Origin of the sequence: Nocardioides abyssi (assembly GCF_030412915.1) — a bacterium.
In the GTDB taxonomy this organism is placed as follows: domain Bacteria; phylum Actinomycetota; class Actinomycetes; order Propionibacteriales; family Nocardioidaceae; genus Nocardioides; species Nocardioides abyssi.
In genome coordinates, this window is the sequence record NZ_JAUHJR010000008.1 from 58,280 (window position 1) to 74,968 (window position 16,689).

Annotated in this window: 21 protein-coding genes and 1 riboswitch; of the genes, 8 read left to right on the forward strand and 13 right to left on the reverse strand. The window is 66.3% G+C overall.

Annotated elements, in window-relative coordinates; all coding sequences use genetic code 11:
• The first annotated feature begins 10 nt into the window (after positions 1–10).
• Positions 11–346, forward strand: coding sequence for a histone-like nucleoid-structuring protein Lsr2 (locus QWY29_RS16395; RefSeq protein ID WP_300962106.1), 336 nt, complete (start codon positions 11–13; stop codon positions 344–346).
• Between the two features lie 821 nt (positions 347–1,167).
• Here QWY29_RS16395 and QWY29_RS16400 read toward each other — a convergent pair.
• Entirely contained in the window at positions 1,168–1,374 is a 207-nt protein-coding gene (locus QWY29_RS16400) for a hypothetical protein (RefSeq protein ID WP_300962109.1), read from the reverse strand.
• Between the two features lie 41 nt (positions 1,375–1,415).
• Entirely contained in the window at positions 1,416–1,754 is a 339-nt protein-coding gene (locus QWY29_RS16405) for a hypothetical protein (protein ID WP_300962110.1), read from the reverse strand.
• Between the two features lie 1,058 nt (positions 1,755–2,812).
• Here QWY29_RS16405 and QWY29_RS16410 point away from each other — a divergent pair.
• The 3 genes from QWY29_RS16410 to QWY29_RS16420 all read left to right on the forward strand — a co-directional run bounded on the left by QWY29_RS16410 (position 2,813) and on the right by QWY29_RS16420 (position 4,620).
• Positions 2,813–3,427, forward strand: coding sequence for a hypothetical protein (locus tag QWY29_RS16410; RefSeq protein ID WP_300962112.1), 615 nt, complete (start codon positions 2,813–2,815; stop codon positions 3,425–3,427).
• Entirely contained in the window at positions 3,424–4,065 is a 642-nt protein-coding gene (locus tag QWY29_RS16415) for an RNA polymerase sigma factor (protein ID WP_336621848.1), read from the forward strand. The genes QWY29_RS16410 and QWY29_RS16415 overlap by 4 nt, the downstream gene beginning before the upstream one ends.
• A gap of 390 nt (positions 4,066–4,455) precedes the next feature.
• A complete protein-coding gene (locus QWY29_RS16420; protein WP_300962114.1) occupies positions 4,456–4,620 on the forward strand; it encodes a hypothetical protein in 165 nt (54 codons plus the stop codon).
• Positions 4,621–4,948: 328 nt separating this feature from the next.
• Here QWY29_RS16420 and QWY29_RS16425 read toward each other — a convergent pair whose 3' ends face one another.
• Together QWY29_RS16425 and QWY29_RS16430 are read right to left on the reverse strand one after the other, a co-directional pair.
• Positions 4,949–5,968, reverse strand: coding sequence for a DUF3631 domain-containing protein (locus tag QWY29_RS16425; protein WP_300962115.1), 1,020 nt, complete (start codon positions 5,966–5,968; stop codon positions 4,949–4,951).
• Positions 5,969–6,202: 234 nt separating this feature from the next.
• A complete protein-coding gene (locus QWY29_RS16430; RefSeq protein ID WP_300962117.1) occupies positions 6,203–7,459 on the reverse strand; it encodes a cryptochrome/photolyase family protein in 1,257 nt (418 codons plus the stop codon).
• Positions 7,460–7,486: 27 nt separating this feature from the next.
• Here QWY29_RS16430 and QWY29_RS16435 point away from each other — a divergent pair, with 27 nt between their 5' ends.
• The gene (locus QWY29_RS16435) at positions 7,487–8,221 is read left to right on the forward strand and encodes a dienelactone hydrolase family protein (RefSeq protein ID WP_300962118.1); all 735 of its coding nucleotides are present in this window, start codon (positions 7,487–7,489) and stop codon (positions 8,219–8,221) included.
• A gap of 3 nt (positions 8,222–8,224) precedes the next feature.
• On the opposite strand, the gene QWY29_RS16440 is transcribed toward QWY29_RS16435, so the two are convergent.
• Entirely contained in the window at positions 8,225–8,617 is a 393-nt protein-coding gene (locus tag QWY29_RS16440) for a hypothetical protein (RefSeq protein WP_300962119.1), read from the reverse strand.
• A gap of 82 nt (positions 8,618–8,699) precedes the next feature.
• Entirely contained in the window at positions 8,700–8,918 is a 219-nt protein-coding gene (locus QWY29_RS16445; RefSeq protein ID WP_300962121.1) for a hypothetical protein, read from the reverse strand.
• 71 nt (positions 8,919–8,989) lie between these two features.
• Between QWY29_RS16445 and QWY29_RS16450 the strand changes: the two genes are divergently transcribed.
• Positions 8,990–9,406: a nuclear transport factor 2 family protein gene (locus QWY29_RS16450; protein WP_300962123.1), complete on the forward strand. Its 417-nt coding sequence runs from the start codon at positions 8,990–8,992 to the stop codon at positions 9,404–9,406.
• Positions 9,407–9,425: 19 nt separating this feature from the next.
• Here QWY29_RS16450 and QWY29_RS16455 read toward each other — a convergent pair whose 3' ends face one another.
• On the reverse strand, positions 9,426–10,259 hold the full coding sequence (locus tag QWY29_RS16455; RefSeq protein WP_300962124.1) for a sulfurtransferase: 834 nt from the start codon (positions 10,257–10,259) through the stop codon (positions 9,426–9,428).
• 52 nt (positions 10,260–10,311) lie between these two features.
• Here QWY29_RS16455 and QWY29_RS16460 point away from each other — a divergent pair, with 52 nt between their 5' ends.
• Together QWY29_RS16460 and QWY29_RS16465 are read left to right on the forward strand one after the other, a co-directional pair.
• Positions 10,312–10,785 (forward strand): VanZ family protein, encoded by a 474-nt coding sequence (locus QWY29_RS16460; RefSeq protein WP_300962125.1) that lies wholly within the window; start codon positions 10,312–10,314, stop codon positions 10,783–10,785.
• 16 nt (positions 10,786–10,801) lie between these two features.
• Positions 10,802–10,864, forward strand: a riboswitch (guanidine-III (ykkC-III) riboswitch).
• 10 nt (positions 10,865–10,874) lie between these two features.
• Positions 10,875–11,189, forward strand: a complete 315-nt coding sequence (locus QWY29_RS16465; RefSeq protein ID WP_300962126.1) for a DMT family transporter — start codon at positions 10,875–10,877, stop codon at positions 11,187–11,189.
• On the opposite strand, the gene QWY29_RS16470 is transcribed toward QWY29_RS16465, so the two are convergent.
• Genes QWY29_RS16470 through QWY29_RS16495 form a run of 6 tightly spaced genes read right to left on the reverse strand, consistent with a single transcriptional unit; the run spans position 11,173 to position 16,689 of the window.
• Positions 11,173–11,856, reverse strand: coding sequence for a DUF4396 domain-containing protein (locus QWY29_RS16470; RefSeq protein WP_300962127.1), 684 nt, complete (start codon positions 11,854–11,856; stop codon positions 11,173–11,175). The two genes, QWY29_RS16465 and QWY29_RS16470, sit on opposite strands and share 17 nt — an antisense overlap.
• Before the next feature lie 41 nt (positions 11,857–11,897).
• On the reverse strand, positions 11,898–13,064 hold the full coding sequence (locus QWY29_RS16475) for a lipid-transfer protein (RefSeq protein WP_300962128.1): 1,167 nt from the start codon (positions 13,062–13,064) through the stop codon (positions 11,898–11,900).
• On the reverse strand, positions 13,061–13,504 hold the full coding sequence (locus tag QWY29_RS16480; protein ID WP_300962130.1) for a MaoC/PaaZ C-terminal domain-containing protein: 444 nt from the start codon (positions 13,502–13,504) through the stop codon (positions 13,061–13,063). Before QWY29_RS16480 ends, QWY29_RS16475 begins: the two co-directional genes overlap by 4 nt.
• 1 nt (position 13,505) lies before the next feature.
• Positions 13,506–13,952: a Zn-ribbon domain-containing OB-fold protein gene (locus QWY29_RS16485; protein ID WP_300962131.1), complete on the reverse strand. Its 447-nt coding sequence runs from the start codon at positions 13,950–13,952 to the stop codon at positions 13,506–13,508.
• Complete coding sequence (locus tag QWY29_RS16490; RefSeq protein WP_300962133.1) at positions 13,949–14,467, reverse strand: FAS1-like dehydratase domain-containing protein; 519 nt, start codon at positions 14,465–14,467, stop codon at positions 13,949–13,951. The genes QWY29_RS16485 and QWY29_RS16490 overlap by 4 nt, the downstream gene beginning before the upstream one ends.
• Positions 14,464–16,689: an acyl-CoA dehydrogenase family protein gene (locus QWY29_RS16495; protein ID WP_300962136.1), complete on the reverse strand. Its 2,226-nt coding sequence runs from the start codon at positions 16,687–16,689 to the stop codon at positions 14,464–14,466. The genes QWY29_RS16490 and QWY29_RS16495 overlap by 4 nt, the downstream gene beginning before the upstream one ends.

Below are 16,689 nucleotides of genomic sequence, written 5' to 3' on the forward strand. Positions count from 1 at the left end.
GGAGAGCCACATGGCGCAGAAGCAGCACGTTGTCTACGAGTCGGACCTGTCTGGCAAGGCGATTGAGGACAACGACGCCCCTACCGTCTCGTTCGGCTGGGACGGCAAGGACTACGAGATTGACCTGACCAGCAAGGAGGCTGAGGACTTCTACAAGGTCATGGAGAAGTACCTGAGCGTTGCCCGCAAGGTCACCGGCAAGGCCAAGTCCACCAAGAGCGCCAGCAAGGGCAAGTCCAACGCTGCTGAGGTCCGTGCGTGGGCTGAGTCCAACGGCATTGAGGTTCCGGCCCGTGGTCGCATCCCTCAGAGCGTCATCGACCAGTTTGAGTCTGCGTCTGCCTGAGGACTACGTAGCGGCAACCTCCCTAACCTCCCTAGTTCCCCACTGGCCTCAACAGGCTGGTGGGGTTCTTGGTTTTCTGGAAGAAAGTTGCGGTTACCCTCCACCTTGGACTTGCTTTACCCTCCACCACGTAGCGGACAATAAAGGCATCAGCAGGAACTACCAACCTAAGGATGCCGATATGAACGCCACCACTCGTCACGACTTCTCCCGTACCGCCGTTTCGGTGGCTGCCAAGTCCCGTGGTCGTCGTCTGACCAGCCGTGAGGTTGCACGGGTAAACCGTCAGGCACGGAAGGCGTTCAGTAGCCTCTGAGAGCAACAAAAAAGCCCCTCTGACGGCCTAGGAGTGTTTCTAGGTATCAGAGGGGCTGTTGTTTTTTCTAGAGGCTGACAGAGCATGGGGAGTCTGTGGAAGACCGGGAAGGAACCACCCGGCAGACTGCTTCACAAGATACTACTTACTACTTGACCCATGCCCTGCCAAACCTGTCGGTACACCCATACTCAGACCACTGGCAACGTTGGTTCGTGTTTCCCAATGCGGAACGATGTACCCGTTAAGGAGAGCGCAGCAGCAACATAACTCTCCGTACCGCCCGGTTCAGGCGGCAGACTCGATAAATCCCACGGACTCGACTGGTTGCTTGCAGTCGGGACACTTCTTGATGACTCGCTTACGTCTGTGGAACTTCTCGCACTTGGCGCACCACAGCATCTTCTCAACGGTCGTCTTCATATGTCTCCTAGGGAAAAGCAAACAGGGCCAGTCCTCAGACCAGCCCTGTCTTTTTTATGCTTACATACTTATGGAGTGGTGATTACCCCTCATCCGTGACGGGTTCATCCTCTTCATCTTGCTTGATTCTGTTGCGGTACTTCTCTACATAGCGGTCTGCTGCTTCCTCATCGGTGTTAGCGATGATGGGTGTGCGACCGTACATGCCTTGAACAATCTTTACTGCCTCACCATCCATCATTGCATCTAGCAAGTGGTTGGTTCCCGGTACATAGTCGGTTACTTCCAACTTCCTACGTACCATCGCTTCTCTCTTTTGTTGTCCTGCCATTAAGCGGTTGAGTCCCCTTCCTCTTCGTCGTCCCAATCGGGCTTCTGGTGCAAAGACAGCAAACCTGTCTTCTTATCAAGCGTTGCATGACCGCTCTCAATCATTAGCCTTAACGAATAAGACAACCACGCTTCTCCCGTGCCGTCCTCATCTTCAAGTCCGTACTGCTGTCCTAGACTCTTGAACCAGTTAGCCATATGGGTCTTGGCTGCAAACTTCTTCTGACCTGTCTGCCAATCAATGTGTTCCACTACGACGAGTGAACACACTTTTACCTTGTCACTCTTCTCTGTGTCGGCAAGGATTTGTCTCCTTAGCCTGTAACTGCTGTACGTCATCTGTTTATTCTCCTATTGTTATTTGTACCGTTCGGCCTACCGGCCTCACGTCCCACACTCGGCTACGCCTTCGGTGGGTGACTCTTTCTTCCTAGAAGTTAGGAGAGGGTTTGTTATTTACGTACCCTGTCCTAACCTTTGTTCCTTCTAACTTCAAGGCGTAGGCGCTTGCGCCGTAGCCTCACGTAGCGACGCAGGAGCGGAGTGTTTGTAACTGCTTCTAACGTCTTTGGGCTTGTCTTAGTTTTGTTTGTGTTGGGCTGTTTTTGGGCGTGAAAGACCATACGACCTTTTCAGGAAGTCTGGTCTCCCAGCCACCGTTCCAGTGCTTCAATGTTCCATGCTGGGTAGTTTTTGCTACCCGCGTCTCTTTAGAGACCGTTTCAGTCAGGTTCCACTGTCGTGTGGTTCTAGCGGTCAGACGCCTTGGGTTTTACCCGGTCTCGGTCACTACGTATTCCGAAACTGTCTATTCCATTACGACGCTATCTCTGCGTCCTTGGCCGTCCCTATTCCTACACACCGTGTCGTTCCCTGACGCTGGTTAACTAGCATCTATACGGTAGATACTGTGTACTTCAACGTAGGTGATACACAGGGGGAACCTTCAAAAAGAAAGAACCCCTGCCAGCCACGACCAAGCCGCTGACAGGGGTTCTCATAGGAACGAAACTAGATTTCGTAAAACTGTGGGTACTCCTTGCAAGAGGCAATCGTTGGTCGTGTCTTGCTTACATATACTATCTTAAACCAAGTTGTTCTACTTGTCAAGTTGAGAGCAACATTCTTGGTGATTCTTCGATATCTCAATCATAGCAGGCCCCACCGACAGTCCGAATGGACCAACCGGTGTTTTCCGGGGCATTCTTGCTTAATCTCAGAGTTTGTTACCAAACTGTTACCAAATAAGTCCGAAAAAGACCCAAAAAGGGCCGGAAATGACGTTCCCTGGCTTGCATTGGGAAACCATATAGTATATAGTTAATATTAGCAGGATGGAAATAGACGCTCTTGGAAGGAGTACCACCCTGACTTACATAAAATAGGACAACAAAATCATGACAAACGAAACAACTTCGGTAAAGGACCGAACAGAAGAAAACACCAAGCGAGGACGCAGCGCCAGTTACTTTGGCTGCTTGGTACAAGACTGCGAAGAGAAGCACTACGCAAAGCAGTATTGCAGGAAGCACTACGCTAAGTTCAGGACTTATGGAGACCCGCTGCACCAGCAGGACTTCATCAACTCCGGGAAGGAATGCCACTGCGGCAAGCCTGCCCAATCTCGCGGCATGTGCAAGGCGCATTACATGGCATGGTGGTCAGAGAACGCCGAGCAAAAGCCGGTCGATGAGGGCCACCACAACTTCAAGGCCGAAAACGTCACCTACGCCACAGCCCACTACAGGGTGCGTCGCGCCAAGGGTAGTGCGAGGGACTACCAGTGCCTTGACTGCGACAACATGGCAACCGACTGGTGCCTAATCGTAAATCCTTCTGAGAAGCATTACGGGTATTCGGCATACGGCAGAAAGCCAACTACGGCCTTTTCTCTTAACCCCGATGACTATGAGCCACGTTGCTCAGACTGCCACAAGGCATACGACGCCAAGCACGGTAACCGCTCCTACAAGACCGGTCGGTACGCACAGGTCAATGGCGGTGCCAAGTGAGCGTAATGCAGCAGGGCGAACTTCTGTGGACAGCCCACCACAACTACATTACTTCTACCGCCCGCTCTATCAGCAGGTCATATGCGAAGGTAGAGGAAGAGGACGTAACCCAAGAGATTTGGGTCTTCCTGTGGAAGAAGGAACCAGCGTTCCTAGAGCAAGAGCGTAGTGACGAATATATCCGTCGAAGCATCCTTAACGTTGCTCGCAACTACGCAGCCAAGATGCGTGATACCGCTCTACGTGAGACGGACACGTTCTACTACACGCTAGAAGAAGTTAAGGACCTACTCCCCCACTTCTTCGGTCTGTATGAGTCATGGGCACTAGCGCCGGTACCGGATGGTGCGGCAACCATGACCCGTAACGACAACGTAGAAATGATGTGCGACCTGTCGCTTGCTATGGACAAGTTGAGCGCAGCACAGCGAGAGATTCTAGTTAGGAAGTACGGAGACGGTGAGGAACTATCTGAGCCTAAGGACCGTCAGCAGGCATCACGTGCAGTTATCAGATTGTGGAAGACCCTCAACACTGAGACTGATAAGCGTGCCAAGGCTCACGAAGGGCCGGGTAACAGGAAGGTCATCAGCAATAGCAAGTCAGTCTATGACACCAAGAGTGCGGTGGATGACTGATGCTCAATACCTTCATCTACCGCGATGTAGATACAACAACATGGCGTTGGTATGTCCTTAACGGGTCTCACGTCCTAGACCAAGGCGTAGCCAAGACTCAGAAGACCGCTGAGAACAAGGCAGCCACGTCCAAGGCAATCATCACCTACCAGTTGGATGGTGAGTGGGCGTGATTCGTGAAACCACTCCCCCGATGGATGAGCACCTAACGGCTGAGGAACAAACCATCTGGGCTGACCTCATCTGTGAGGGATTTAACGAGAACGAGATTGAACACCTAGAAAACTACGCAGAGTGGGGATTCGGGGCGGTAGATAAGGGAAGCGATATTTCCACTACCGGCCCTCTCATCCTAGACACCCTTGCTAAGTACGAAGGGAGTGAAGATGAGTGAAGATTATGCACGGTCCGATTGGAGATACCTACGCGTGGCTAGTCATTAAAGAAGGCCACATCGTAGACCAAGGATATGACGAAGACCCCGAAACAGCACAGCAGCAAATGAAAGCAGCAGCAGCCTTCTGGGAAACACATACATACGAAATCGAAGAGTGAGCAAGAGCCCCGTTAGGAGAAATCCTAGCGGGGTTTCTTCGTTCTACGACCGGACGTAGCGGTAGACGATGGTTGGTTGCTGGTAGCCACCGCCCCTGCTCTCGGAGTGGTAGCCGTCGAACGTCAGGGAGCCGTCAGCCAAGCCCGCGTCAGCCTCATCCTTGGTGATGGGTGTGCGTAGGTCGCCCTCCCAGACCTCATGGACCTGTGGAGCGGCAGGAGTCTTGCTGAACCAACCCATGCGAGCAGTGTAGGAGGCCGCAGGAGCCGTTCTGAGGGCATGGAAAAGCCCCCAAGGCCATAGACCTCAGGGGCTTTCCTCAGACGCTCACAGCCACTCGTTCCACACCGGCTCTAGGTCCGACCGGAAGTAGTACCAGTTGGAGATTTTGCGCGGCTCCACTCCGTACGCCTTCATGCAGGGACGCAGCGCCTTGGGCGTGATGTTGGGCAGCGTGTCGTAGGCACTCAGGTAGTCGGCCAGCACCGACGACTGCACGCGGTCTCCCTTGTGCTCGTCGAAGTAGTCACGCGTGGCGCTCAGAATCTCGTTCGGCAGGTTCTCAGCCTCATCAGGCCACTGGTGACGCTTCTGGGCCTCACGGGCACGCTTGGGCCAGTCACCACCGGCAGCAGCCGCGATGGAGTGCAGCGGTGCCCAAATCTGGTTGGTGCGGTTGACCGTGGTGGGCTTGACCCACGTCCACGACTCGGAGTGCTTGGCAAGGCGTGCCTGTACCTCATCGTGGTAGGCGATGTGGTCGTAGGGGTCGAACGCCTCTTCCGGCTCACCAACCCGCATCTGTACCGGGATGCAACGCTGTCGGGTGGCCTCCGGCATGGTGCCGTTCTCGATGCCTGCGAAGGCCAGAGCGCCATAGACAGGGATAGCCCCGCTCTTCCTAAGCACGAAGCCGTCAGGCGTGTAGCCGTCGTTGATGACCGCCGTGAGTACCTTGCGCTCAGGGTGGCCCGAAAACAGGTTGTCGGTCTCGTCCAAGAACACCGTGTTCAACTGGCAAATCTTGAACAGGCCAGCCGTGCTGCTGGTGCCTGCACGGATGCCAGCGTGTGAGGCGAACTTGATGATGTCCGCTTGCGTGCTCTTCCCGCAGCCACGCTCAGGGGCCACGATGTAGAGCCTTGGGGTTGCACGCCACGTCTGCATGGCGTGGGTGTGAGCCGCCCACAGAACCGTCAGGTCGTAGGTGGACTCATGCGGGTGGTAGACGAACCGCTTCTGGAACTCAACCAGTCGGTCAAGGGTCTCAGCAAGCGTCTCGTGAGGCAGCGTGCTCAGTAGGTCAGGTGCGTCAGCGGTCTCGGGTGGTGCGGGCAGGGTTGTCATAGGTGCTCTCTTCTCTGTCAGCGGCATCACTCCTGTGTGGTTGCCAGTGGTCCACATCTTACCGTGACACACCCTCATTGGTCAAGGTTAGATTATCGTAAACCCGCAGGTCAGAGGCTGTTTTCAGTTTCGTATTTACCTGCGACAGTCCCCGATTTACCCACTAGGGCCACCGTGCCAAGTTACCCATGAGTAACCTACAGGGTGTGGGGTACGTCAACCTCCCCATCCTCCCTACGCAGCCGAAACATATGTATGCTGTTTCGGCACCATCACCCAGTCGTAGGCGTCGATGAACATCTCCATGAACCACTCGTACGCCGCGTCGGGCTCCGTGCGCAGCAGGCACATCGCGTTGCCGAGCACCATCAGCCGCTCGATGTGGTGGGCGTAGCCGGTCCGCAGCACCGACCGCAGCACGTGGTCGACCGGCTCGAGCCCGGTGGTCGCGTCCCACCAGCCGTCGGCGAGCGGGCGGGTGTGGCCGAGGTGGTTGCGGCTGCGCATCGGCCGGCCCCACAGCACGTAGCAGGCGCGCATGTACTCCCGCCAGCCGATGACCTGCCGGACGAACCCCTCCAGCGAGGCCAGCGGCACGTCGGCCGACTCCCCCGCCTCGAGCGCGCCGGCGAGCACCCGGTCGGGCGTGATCAGCCCGGTGTTGAGCGCCGGGGTGAGCAGCGAGTGGAAGAGGTAGGGGTGCGCGGTCGACACCGCGTCCTCGTAGGGGCCGAACTGGGCGAACCGGTCGGCCAGGAACACCTCGTACGCCGCCTCGGCCTCCTCGTGGGAGGTCGGCCAGGTGAACGCGTCGGGGTCGCCGGGGTTGTCGGGGAACTCCGCGCGCACCCAGGCGATCGCCTCCTCGACCGCCGGGTGCCGCTCGGGCTGCGGCACGTCGGGGACGGGGTGCTGGCGCGGGAGCTTCTTGCGGTTGTCCTCGTCGAAGGACCACCGCCCGCCGACCGGCTCGCCGTCGCCCTCGACGAGCACGTCGAGCCGCTTGCGCTGCCAGGAGTAGAAGTGCTGCATCCGGGCGGTGCGCCCCCGCGGGCCCGCGACGCCGTCGAAGTGCGCGGCGAGCTCGGCCCGCGAGGTGAGGAACATCGGCGTCTCGAGGACCTCCTCGGCGCGCAGCTCGTGGCCGGCCTCGGCGAGCGTCGCGGTGAGGTCGCGCGCGAGCCAGTCGTCGACGACGTCGTGGACGCGCACCTCGGTGGGTCGCAGCCGCCGCAGGACCTCGACCAGGCCGTCGTGGCTGGTGCGCTCCGCGGAGGTCTCGACCACCTCGACGTCGCGGCCGGCCTCGCGCAGCCGGTCGGCGAAGCGGCGCATCGAGGCGCGGTGGAGCACGAGCTTCTGGGTGTGGAAGCGGTACTGGCGGAACAGCAGGTCGTGCTCGACGAGCACGTACGTCGTGCCGCGCGGCGCCTCGAGGTGGTCGAGGAAGAGCTGGTGGGGCATCACCAGCTGGACACGCCGTTCCGTCACGGGCCGCCGGTACCCATACTCCGCGTCATGGCGCTCCTCGACACCTGGACCCGCGGCGAGCACACCGACCCCGCCGGCACCAGCCACCCGACGTACCGCAAGGGCGACGGCCCCGGCGTGGTGCTCGTCCACGAGATCCCCGGCATCTCCCCCGACGTCGTCGCGTACGCCGAAGAGCTGGTCGCCGCGGGCTACACCGTGATGATGCCGCACCTGTTCGGCACGCCGGCGGCGCCCGTCGGTGCCCGGTCGGTGGGTCGCGCGCTCGCGCAGATCTGCGTCAGCCGGGAGATGTCGATGCTGGCCGCCGGCGAGACCACGCCGGTCGCGGGCTGGCTGCGGTCGCTGGCGCGCGAGCTGCACGGGGAGATCGGCGGGCCGGGCGTCGGGGCGCTCGGCATGTGCTTCACCGGTGGCTTCGCGCTGGCGATGATGGTCGACGACTCGGTCGCGGCGCCGGTGCTGGCCCAGCCGTCGACACCGTTCCCGCTCGGGCGGCGGCGCGCGGCCGACCTGCAGCTCTCCCCCGCCGACCTCGACACGGTCCGCTCCCGGGCGGCCGCCGGCTGCCAGGTGCTCGGGCTGCGCTACGAGGGCGACCGGATGATCGGCTCCCGGTTCGAGACGCTCTCCCGCGAGCTCGGCGACGCGTTCCTCCGGGTCGACCTGCCGGGCTCGAAGCACGCCACGCTCACCCTGCACCGCCACCAGGACGCCGTCGACGCGGTGCTGGCGTTCTTCGACGACCGGCTGCGCCGCTAGCCCTCAGTCCGCCGCGACCACCGCGTCCCCTGCCCCCGCGGCGACCGCCTGGAGCGCCGCTGCGGCCGCGAACAGGCCGGCGAACATCGCGGTGATGCCGACGACGTCGACCACGGACGCCTCGCCGTGGACGTCGGCGAGCAGCAGGGCGGCGGTGACCACGACCTGGGCGAGCGCCGTGGCGCCGAGCGCGAGGACCATCCCGCGCGGCCGGAGCCGTGCGGCGACCGAGCCGAGGAGCAGGACGGCCGGGACGGCGACGTACGCCCGGTCGGGCCGGCCGCCGTCGCCGACGATCCCGAGCGCGCCGGCGGAGAGGACGAGGAGGGCGGCGGTGCCGACGGCGACCGCGAGGCCGAGGCGGGACGCGGTGGTCGGGTGGAGGCGCAGGCTCATGCCTCCGACGCTAGGCGCGGCGGTGGTCGGGCCGGGTCGAGGAGGTGTGGAGGTCCCGTGCAGATCGGCCCGCGCGGTGGGCTCAGTCGCCGAACGGCGGCTGCGGCCCGACGTGCGGGTCGCGGGGGCCGGTGTGCCGCGACTGCGGGTGCGGCCCCGGGTCGAGGTGGGTGTCCTGGTGCCCGCCGGCGATGCCGTCGTTCATCCGACGCTCCTCCTGCTTGGCCGCGCGGGAGCTGGCGAGCACGTAGCCGAGGACGATGGCGACGAGCACCACGACGAGGACGATCCATCCGGTCATGTGCTCCCGGTTCCGCACCGGCTCGACGGCATACCCCGCGGGGCCGGCCCGACGCGGCTAGGTTGCCGGGCGTGGACAGCGCACGCGCGATCGAGAACCTCATCTACGTCTACGCCGAGCGGGTCGACGCCGGCGACCTCGACGGCGTCGCGGCGCTCTTCGAGCACGGCAGCGTCGTGAGCCACGAGGGCCCGGCCGCGGTGAAGGAGATGTACGCCGCCACGGTGCGGCTCCACGAGCCGTCCGGCCGGCCGCTGAGCCACCACGTCGTCAGCAACCCGATCGTCGAGGTCGACGAGCACGCGGGGACCGCGACCTGCCGCTCGCGGTTCACGGTCGTGCAGGCCACCCCCGACCTGCCGCTGCAGGTCGTCGCGGCCGGTCGCTATGTCGACACGTTCCACCGCGTCGACGGCACCTGGTGGTTCGCCACCCGCGAGATGCGCCTCGACCTCACCGGCGACCTCAGCCACCACCTGCTCGGCTGACGGGCTCAGCCAGTCGGCGTCAGGCGGTCTCGACCGGCCGGGACGGGTCGGCGGTCCAGGCGTTCATCGAGCCGTCGTAGACCGCGACGTCGTCGCGCCCGAGCTCCATGAGCGCCAGCGCGGCCGCGGTGGCGGCGATCCCGCCGCCGCAGTAGGTGACCGGCTGCTTGCCGGGGTCGAGCGCACCGACGGACTCGAAGAGGTGCCGCAGCTCGTCGGCAGGCCGGATCCGCCCGTCGGGGCCGACGAGCTCGTCGAAGGGGACGTTGACGCTGCCGGGGATGTGGCCGGCGGCGAAGGTGTCGCGGTCGAGGGCGTTGACCAGCAGCACGCCGGGGTCGTCGACGGCGCGCTCGACCTCGGTGGTGGTGGTGATCCGCTCGGGGCGGCGGCGCGCGGTGAAGGTCGTCGGCGGGTACTGCTCCTTGCCGGTCACCGTCTCGTAGCCCGCGGCCAACCAGGCGCCGAGGCCGCCGTCGAGCACGGAGACGTGGTCGTTGCCCTCCAGCCCGAACTGCCACCACAGCCGGGTCGCCCAGATCCCGTTGACGGTGTCGTAGACGACGACCCGGTGTTCGTCACCGATGCCGGCCTCGCCGACCGCGGCGGCGAACCGGTCGCTGTCGACGGCCGCGAACGGCGCCTCCCCCTGCGGGTCGCTCAGGGCGGTCACCTGGTCGAGGTACGCCGCCCCGGGGACGTGCCCGCGCTCGTAGCTCTCGCGGCCCGGCTCGACGTGCGCACCGTCGGCGTCGAAGGTCAGGTGCACGGTCGCGTCGATGACACGCAGCGTGGGGTCGGACAGGTGCTCGTGGAGCCACTCGACGGACACGTGGCGGGGTGCGCGGGTCATGACTCGACGGTACCCACGCCGTACCCTCCTCGTCTGTGCAGGACCTCGCCCCGTGATCACCACCGTCCTCGTCGAGCACCCCTGGCTCTCCCCCACCGCGCTGCTCGTGCTCGTCGTCCTCGGGCCGTTCGTCGGCGCGTGGCTGGCCACGCGGCCCCGGCTCGCGTGGGCGGCGACCGCCCTCGCGCTGGTGCCGGTGGCCGTGCTGACGCTCGTCCCGGTCGACCGCGAGCTGTTCTCCCGCTGCGAGGTGGACTGGTCGCTGCCGACGATCGGCCGGGTCGAGCTCGCGGCCAACGTCGTCCTCTTCGTGGCCCCTGCCCTCCTGGCCGCGGTCGCCTCCCGGCGGCCGGCCCTCGCGGTGCTGGGCGCGAGCGTGCTGTCGGCCGCGGTCGAGGCCATGCAGGCGCTGGTGCCGGCGCTCGGCCGCTCGTGCGCGACCAACGACTGGCTCTCCAACACCATCGGCGCGGTCGTCGGGGGCCTGCTGGGCTGGTTGGCGCTGAGCCTGGTCCGGCGTCCCTGAGGGCTTGCTAGCCTCGGGGGTGGGCCGAGGTGGCCCCCGGACGAGGGAGCCGTACCCGGACAGCGACAAGACGGCCACGAGGAGTCGTCGTGGCGTGGTTGGTGCTGGTCCTGTCCGGTGGTCTCGAGGCGGTGTGGGCGGTCGCGCTCGGCCGCTCGGAGGGTTTCTCCCGGCTGACGCCGTCCGTGGTGTTCGCGGTCGCGCTGACGGCGAGCATGGCCGGGCTCGCCTACGCGATGCGCACCCTGCCGATCGGCACGGCGTACGCCGTGTGGGTGGGGATCGGCGCCTCGCTCACCGTCGCCTTCGGCATGGCCACGGGCGCCGAGCCGGTCAGCGTCGCGCGCGTGCTGCTGATCGCCGGGCTGGTCGGCTGCGTCATCGGGCTCAAGCTCGTGCACTGACGGGCGTGGGCGCGGCGTGGCCGCCGCCCTCCGAGGTCTCCGTGCCCAGCGTGTCGGCAGCCGAGACGACGAGCCCGCCGAGCAGGAACGCGGCGATAGCGGCGACGACTGTCGAGGTCGCGACGTCCGGGATGAACCGCCGGTAGCCGGTCGGCTCGGCCGGGGCGCCGTGGAAGGCGTGGGTCAGGGCGTGACCCTTGCCGCGCGCCAGCAGGTGGCGGTTGACCGGGTAGGCCGCGACGAACGCGACCGCCAGCGCGATCGGCATGCCGATCCAGAAGGTGACGTCGACCAGGCCGGCGCCCATCGCGCCCGGGATGAGCGCCATGACGGCGTTGTCGACGACCTCCATCGTCGCGATCGACAGCGTGTCGGCGGCGAGCACGACGCCCAGCGCGGCGCCGACGGCGAGGCCGGACCGGACGAGCGGGAGCGTGGACAGCGAGTAGCCGAACAGGAACGCCAGGCCGACGGACAGCGCGATCGTCCACCCGTTGGCGAGGCCGAGGGCGGTGCCAATCATCAGGCCGGCGATCTCGCCGATCGCGCAGCCGCTCAGGCAGTGCAGCGTGGCGCTGACCGCCATCGACCGGCTCGCCAGGTCGTGTTCGTGGTGCTCGTGGGGGCGGTGCTGATGGGCGTGGTGCTCGTGGGTGGCGTGGTCCATGCCGGGCGTAACACATACCCCCCAGGGGTACATTCCCGACCTCAGGCCGAGAGCACCAACCCGCTGGTCGGCACGCCGGTGCCGGCGGTGACGAGCACGTGCTCGGCGCCGTCGACCTGGTTGACCGAGCTGCCGCGCAGCTGGCGGACGCCCTCGGCGATGCCGTTCATCCCGTGGATGTAGGCCTCGCCGAGCTGGCCGCCGTGGGTGTTGATCGGCAGCCGTCCGCCGATCTCGATCGCACCGTCCGCGACGAACCCGGGCGCCTCGCCGCGGCCGCAGAAGCCGAGCTCCTCGAGCTGCATCAGCACGTACGGCGTGAAGTGGTCGTAGAGCACCGCGACGGGCACGTCGTCGGGCCGCAGGCCGGACTGGCGCCACAGCTCCCGGCCGACGACGCCCATCTCGGGGATGCCGATGTCGTCGCGGTAGTAGGAGGTCATCACGAACTGGTCCCGGCCGCTGCCCTGGGCCGCCGCGGCGACGTACGCCGGCTTCTGCGGCAGGTCCTTCGCCCGCTCGGCGGAGACGACAACGAGCGCGACGGCGCCGTCGGACTCCTGGCAGCAGTCGAGCAGGTGCAGCGGGTCCGCGATCATCCGCGAGGCCTGGTGGTCCTCGAGGGTGATCGGCCGCTCGAAGAAGAAGGCGTTCGGGTTGGTGGCGGCGTGCCGGCGGTCGGCGACGGCGACGCGGCCGAAGTCCTCGGAGGTGGCGCCGTACTCGTGCATGTAGCGCCGCGCCTGCATGGCGACGGTCGCGGCGGGCGTGCCGAGCCCCATCGGGTAGGTCCAGGCGTTGTCGAGGCCGTTGGTGTTGACCTGGGTCGCCGCGGCGACCGAGACCTGGCCGAAGCGGCTGCCGGAGCGCTCGTTGAAGCCGCGGTAGCAGACCACGACGTCGGCGACGCCGGTCGCGACGGCCATCGCGGCCTGCTGGACGGTCGCGCAGGCCGCGCCGCCGCCGTAGTTGATGCGGGAGAAGAACCGCAGCTCCGGCACGCCGAGCTCGCGGGCGACGGCGATCTCGGAGGAGGTGTCCATCGTGAACGTCGTCAGGCCGTCGACGTCGGCCGGCGTCAGCCCGCAGTCGGCCAGCGCGGCCAGGACGGCCTCGACGGAGAGCTGGAGCTCGGAGCGGCCGGACTCCTTGGAGAACTCGGTGGCGCCGATGCCGACGACCGCGGCCGCGCGGGAGAGGCCGGTCATCGCACGGCCACCTTCACGGTGCCGGTGACGTGGTCCCCGAGCGGGACCGCTCCGGTGACCTGCAGGGTGGCGACGCCGTCCTCGACCGAGGCGACCGAGCCGGTGAAGGTGAGCGTGTCGTAGGGGTACGCCGGCGCGCCGAGGCGGATCGCGATGCCGCGGACGTCGGTGTCCCAGTCGCCGGTGCGCTCGTGCAGCCACTCGGTGACGTACCGCTCGACGAGCGCGGTCGAGGTCAGGATGTTGACGAAGATGTCCTTCGACCCGGCCGCCTGGGCGATGTCGCGGTCGTGGTGGACGTCCTGGAAGTCGCGGGTGGAGATCGCCGTGCTCACCACCAGGGTGGGCGTGATCGGCAGCACCCAGGCCGGGATGGTGTCCCCGGCGGCCAGGGGCGCGCCGGTGGTGCTCGGGTTGGTGCTCGTGGTGGGCGTGGTCATGTCAGGCCTTCCGCCAGGTCGGGAGGGTCAGGTCGTCGTCGATGCGGCGGAAGTCGACCTGCAGGCGCATGCCGATCTCGATCTCCTCGGCGCCCCCACCATCGGGCACGGCGTCGGCGACCTCGCCGACCATCCGGACCCCCTCGTCGAGGTCGATGAGCGCGATGACGATCGGCAGCTCCTTGCCGGGCACGGGCGGGTGCCGGTGCACGACGTAGCTGAACACCGTGCCGGTGCCGGCCGCGACGACGTGGCCCTGGTCGAAGGAGTGGCACCGCGGGCACGACGGGCCGGGCGGGAAGCGGAGCGCATCGCAGTCGTGGCACCGCTGGATGCGCAGTTCGCCGACGGCGGTGCCCTCCCAGAAGAACGCGGTGTCGCGACCGACCATCGGCCGGATGATGCCCGGGGTGGCGGCTGGGACGGCAGCGGGGTTGGGTGCGCTCACGAGGCCGCCCCCTTCGGGACGAACTTCAGCACGCGGAAGAGCATGGTCGCGACGACCTCGGCGTCGCCGTCCGCCCCGTCGACGTACCAGGTGTTGCGCGAGGTGACGAAGTAGCCCTCGCCCATGCCGGTCCTCTTCGGGCCGACGACGGACTCCAGTGCGGTGGTGACCCGCACCTGCTCGCCGACGGTGAGCGTGCGGCGGTACTCCTGCTCGCAGTTGGTCCCGAGGACGGCCGTGAACCCCTCGTCGGTGAGCACCTTCATCATCCCGTGCAGCGGGTCGTCGGCCGGCGGCTTCCCACCGAGGCCGTACATCGTCCAGACCTGCGCCATCGACGGCGGCGCCTCGCCGGCCTTCCAGCGCGGGTTGGTGTTGCCCATCGCCTCGAGCCAGTTGTTGATCGTCGGCTGGTTGACCGGGTCGCGGGCCTCGCGCTCGGCGGCCTCGCCCAGCGCCTGGATCCGCTCGGCCTCGGCCATGATCCGCTCGTGGGCGGCGCTCGGCTGGTTCATCGCGGCACCCGCGGCAGCCCGAGGCCGAACATCGCGATCAGCTCGCGCTGCACCTCCTGCACGCCCCCACCGAAGGTCAGGACCAGGTTCCGCTTGGCCTGCGCGTCGAGGTAGTCCACGAGGTGCCGGGTCTCGGCCTCCCCCGGGTCGCCGTGGCGGTGCACGATGCGGGTGAGGTCGTCGAGCAGGTGCTGGACCTGGTCGGCGGCGAAGACCTTCGACGAGGAGGCGTCGCCGACCGAGATCTCGCCGGTGGCCGCGGCGCGCGCGACCTCCCAGTTGAGCAGCTCGTTGACACGGAAGACCGCGGTCGTGCGGCCCATCACCTCGACCACGTCGGGCTGCTCGGCCACGCCGGCCTTGGTCGCCCAGTCCAGCACCCGGTCGCGGAGGCCCTCGATGCGGCCGGCCGGGCCGAGCATGACCCGCTCGTGGTTGAGCTGGGTGGTGATCAGCTTCCAGCCCTGGTTCTCCTCGCCGACCAGCATGTCGACCGGCACGCGGACGTCGTTGAAGTACGTCGCGTTGACGTGGTGGCTGCCGTCGGCGGTGATGATCGGCGTGAAGGAGTAGCCCGGGTCGGTCGTGTCGACGATGAGGATCGAGATGCCCTTGTGCTTGGGCGCATCGGGGTCGGTGCGCACCGCGAGCCACAGGTAGTCGGCCTGGTGGCCGCCGGTGGTCCACAGCTTCTGGCCGTTGACGACGTAGTGGTCGCCGTCGCGGCGGGCCGTGGTGCGCAGCGAGGCCAGGTCGGTGCCGGCGTCGGGCTCGGAGTAGCCGATCGCGAAGTGCACGTCGCCCTCGAGGATCCGCTTGAGGAACATGTCCTTCTGCTTCTGCGTGCCGTAGCGGATCAGCGTCGGCCCGACGGTCTGCAGCGTGACGGCCGGCAGGTGGACGTCGGCGCGCTGCGCCTCGTTGGCGAAGACGGTCTGCTCGATCTCGCCGAGCCCGTGGCCGCCGTACTCCTTCGGCCAGCCGATGCCCATCCAGCCGTCGGCGCCCATCTGGCGCACGACCCGCTGGTAGGTCGGGCCGTGCCGGTCCTTGCCTATGTCCAGGTGCGCGTCGTGGTCGGCGAGCCCGGTGAAGTAGGTGCGCAGCTCGGCCTTGAGCGCGCGCTGGTCGGCGCTGAGCTCGAGGTTCTTGGTCGTCGGGTCCTCGACCTGGACGTGCTCGGGGCGGGTGTCGAGCGCGTGCACGACGTCCATCACCCACGAGTAGTAGTGGTGCATCGGGTAGGTCTCGTCGACGCCCATGCCACCGTGCAGGTGGTGGCAGGTGCGCATGGCGCGGGGCGCCTCGGCACAGATCCAGTACGCCGCGACAGCGAGGTCGTCGGTCACGTCCAGGCCGTGCTCGACGCGCCAGGCGGCGTTGGCCGCGGCCAGGTCGGCCAGGCGGGAGGTGATGTAGACGTCGGCGACCTGCATCGCGACCGCCTGGAACTGCGCGAGGGAGCGGCCGAACTGCGTGCGGTCCTTGACGTACGCCGCGGTCAGGTCGCGCGCGCCGGCGACGACGCCCGCGGCGGTGAGCACCAGGCCGGCGACGGCGTGCTCGAGCAGCGACCGCGCGGCGTCGGCGCCCCCGACGAGGTCCGCGGGGGCGCCGTCGAGGACGACCGTGTGCTCGGGAAGACGGGCGGAGGAGGGCGACGCGTGCAGCTCGACGCCGGGTCCCTGGGGGTCCACGAGCACCAGCACCGGCTCGCCGTCGGACCCGGTGGCCGTGACGAGCAGGCGGGCCGCGTCCTCGGCGTACGTCACGCCGAGCTTGCGGCCGGAGACCGCGCTGCCGTCGTATCGCGTGGTCGGGGTGGCCGCCGCCGGGCCGCTGAGGCCGGAGCCGACCTCGCGGAGCGCCGGGGTCAGCAGCAGCTCGCCGGAGGCGACGCCGGGCAGGAGGGCCGCGCGCTGCTCGTCGGTGCCGTGGGCGGCCAGGACGAGCGCGCCGCAGCACAGCGTCTCCCAGACCGGGAGGTGGCGCGCGCGGGTGCCGGTCTCGCGCAGGAGGACGGCGACCTCGGCCAGGCCGAGCCCCTCTCCCCCGTGCTCGGTCGGCACGGGCAGGGCGGTGAGGCCGTTGGCGGCCAGGGCCGCCCAGTCCTCGCGCCAGCCGTCGCCGCCGCGCTCCAGCGCCTCGGTGATGACCGACCGGACCGCGTCGAGCGACTCCGCGCGCTCCGCGTCCACCTCGGTGTAGCCGTCCGTGCCCAC

Coding starts and splice junctions, on each gene's coding strand:
- QWY29_RS16425 (WP_300962115.1), bottom strand. CDS start 5,968: ATGACAACCCTGCCCGCACCACCCGAGACCGCTGACGCACCTGACCTA.
- QWY29_RS16445 (WP_300962121.1), bottom strand. CDS start 8,918: ATGACCGGATGGATCGTCCTCGTCGTGGTGCTCGTCGCCATCGTCCTC.
- QWY29_RS16410 (WP_300962112.1), top strand. CDS start 2,813: ATGACAAACGAAACAACTTCGGTAAAGGACCGAACAGAAGAAAACACC.
- QWY29_RS16490 (WP_300962133.1), bottom strand. CDS start 14,467: ATGAACCAGCCGAGCGCCGCCCACGAGCGGATCATGGCCGAGGCCGAG.
- QWY29_RS16480 (WP_300962130.1), bottom strand. CDS start 13,504: ATGACCACGCCCACCACGAGCACCAACCCGAGCACCACCGGCGCGCCC.
- QWY29_RS16440 (WP_300962119.1), bottom strand. CDS start 8,617: ATGAGCCTGCGCCTCCACCCGACCACCGCGTCCCGCCTCGGCCTCGCG.
- QWY29_RS16405 (WP_300962110.1), bottom strand. CDS start 1,754: ATGACGTACAGCAGTTACAGGCTAAGGAGACAAATCCTTGCCGACACA.
- QWY29_RS16455 (WP_300962124.1), bottom strand. CDS start 10,259: ATGACCCGCGCACCCCGCCACGTGTCCGTCGAGTGGCTCCACGAGCAC.
- QWY29_RS16395 (WP_300962106.1), top strand. CDS start 11: ATGGCGCAGAAGCAGCACGTTGTCTACGAGTCGGACCTGTCTGGCAAG.
- QWY29_RS16470 (WP_300962127.1), bottom strand. CDS start 11,856: ATGGACCACGCCACCCACGAGCACCACGCCCATCAGCACCGCCCCCAC.
- QWY29_RS16435 (WP_300962118.1), top strand. CDS start 7,487: ATGGCGCTCCTCGACACCTGGACCCGCGGCGAGCACACCGACCCCGCC.
- QWY29_RS16475 (WP_300962128.1), bottom strand. CDS start 13,064: ATGACCGGCCTCTCCCGCGCGGCCGCGGTCGTCGGCATCGGCGCCACC.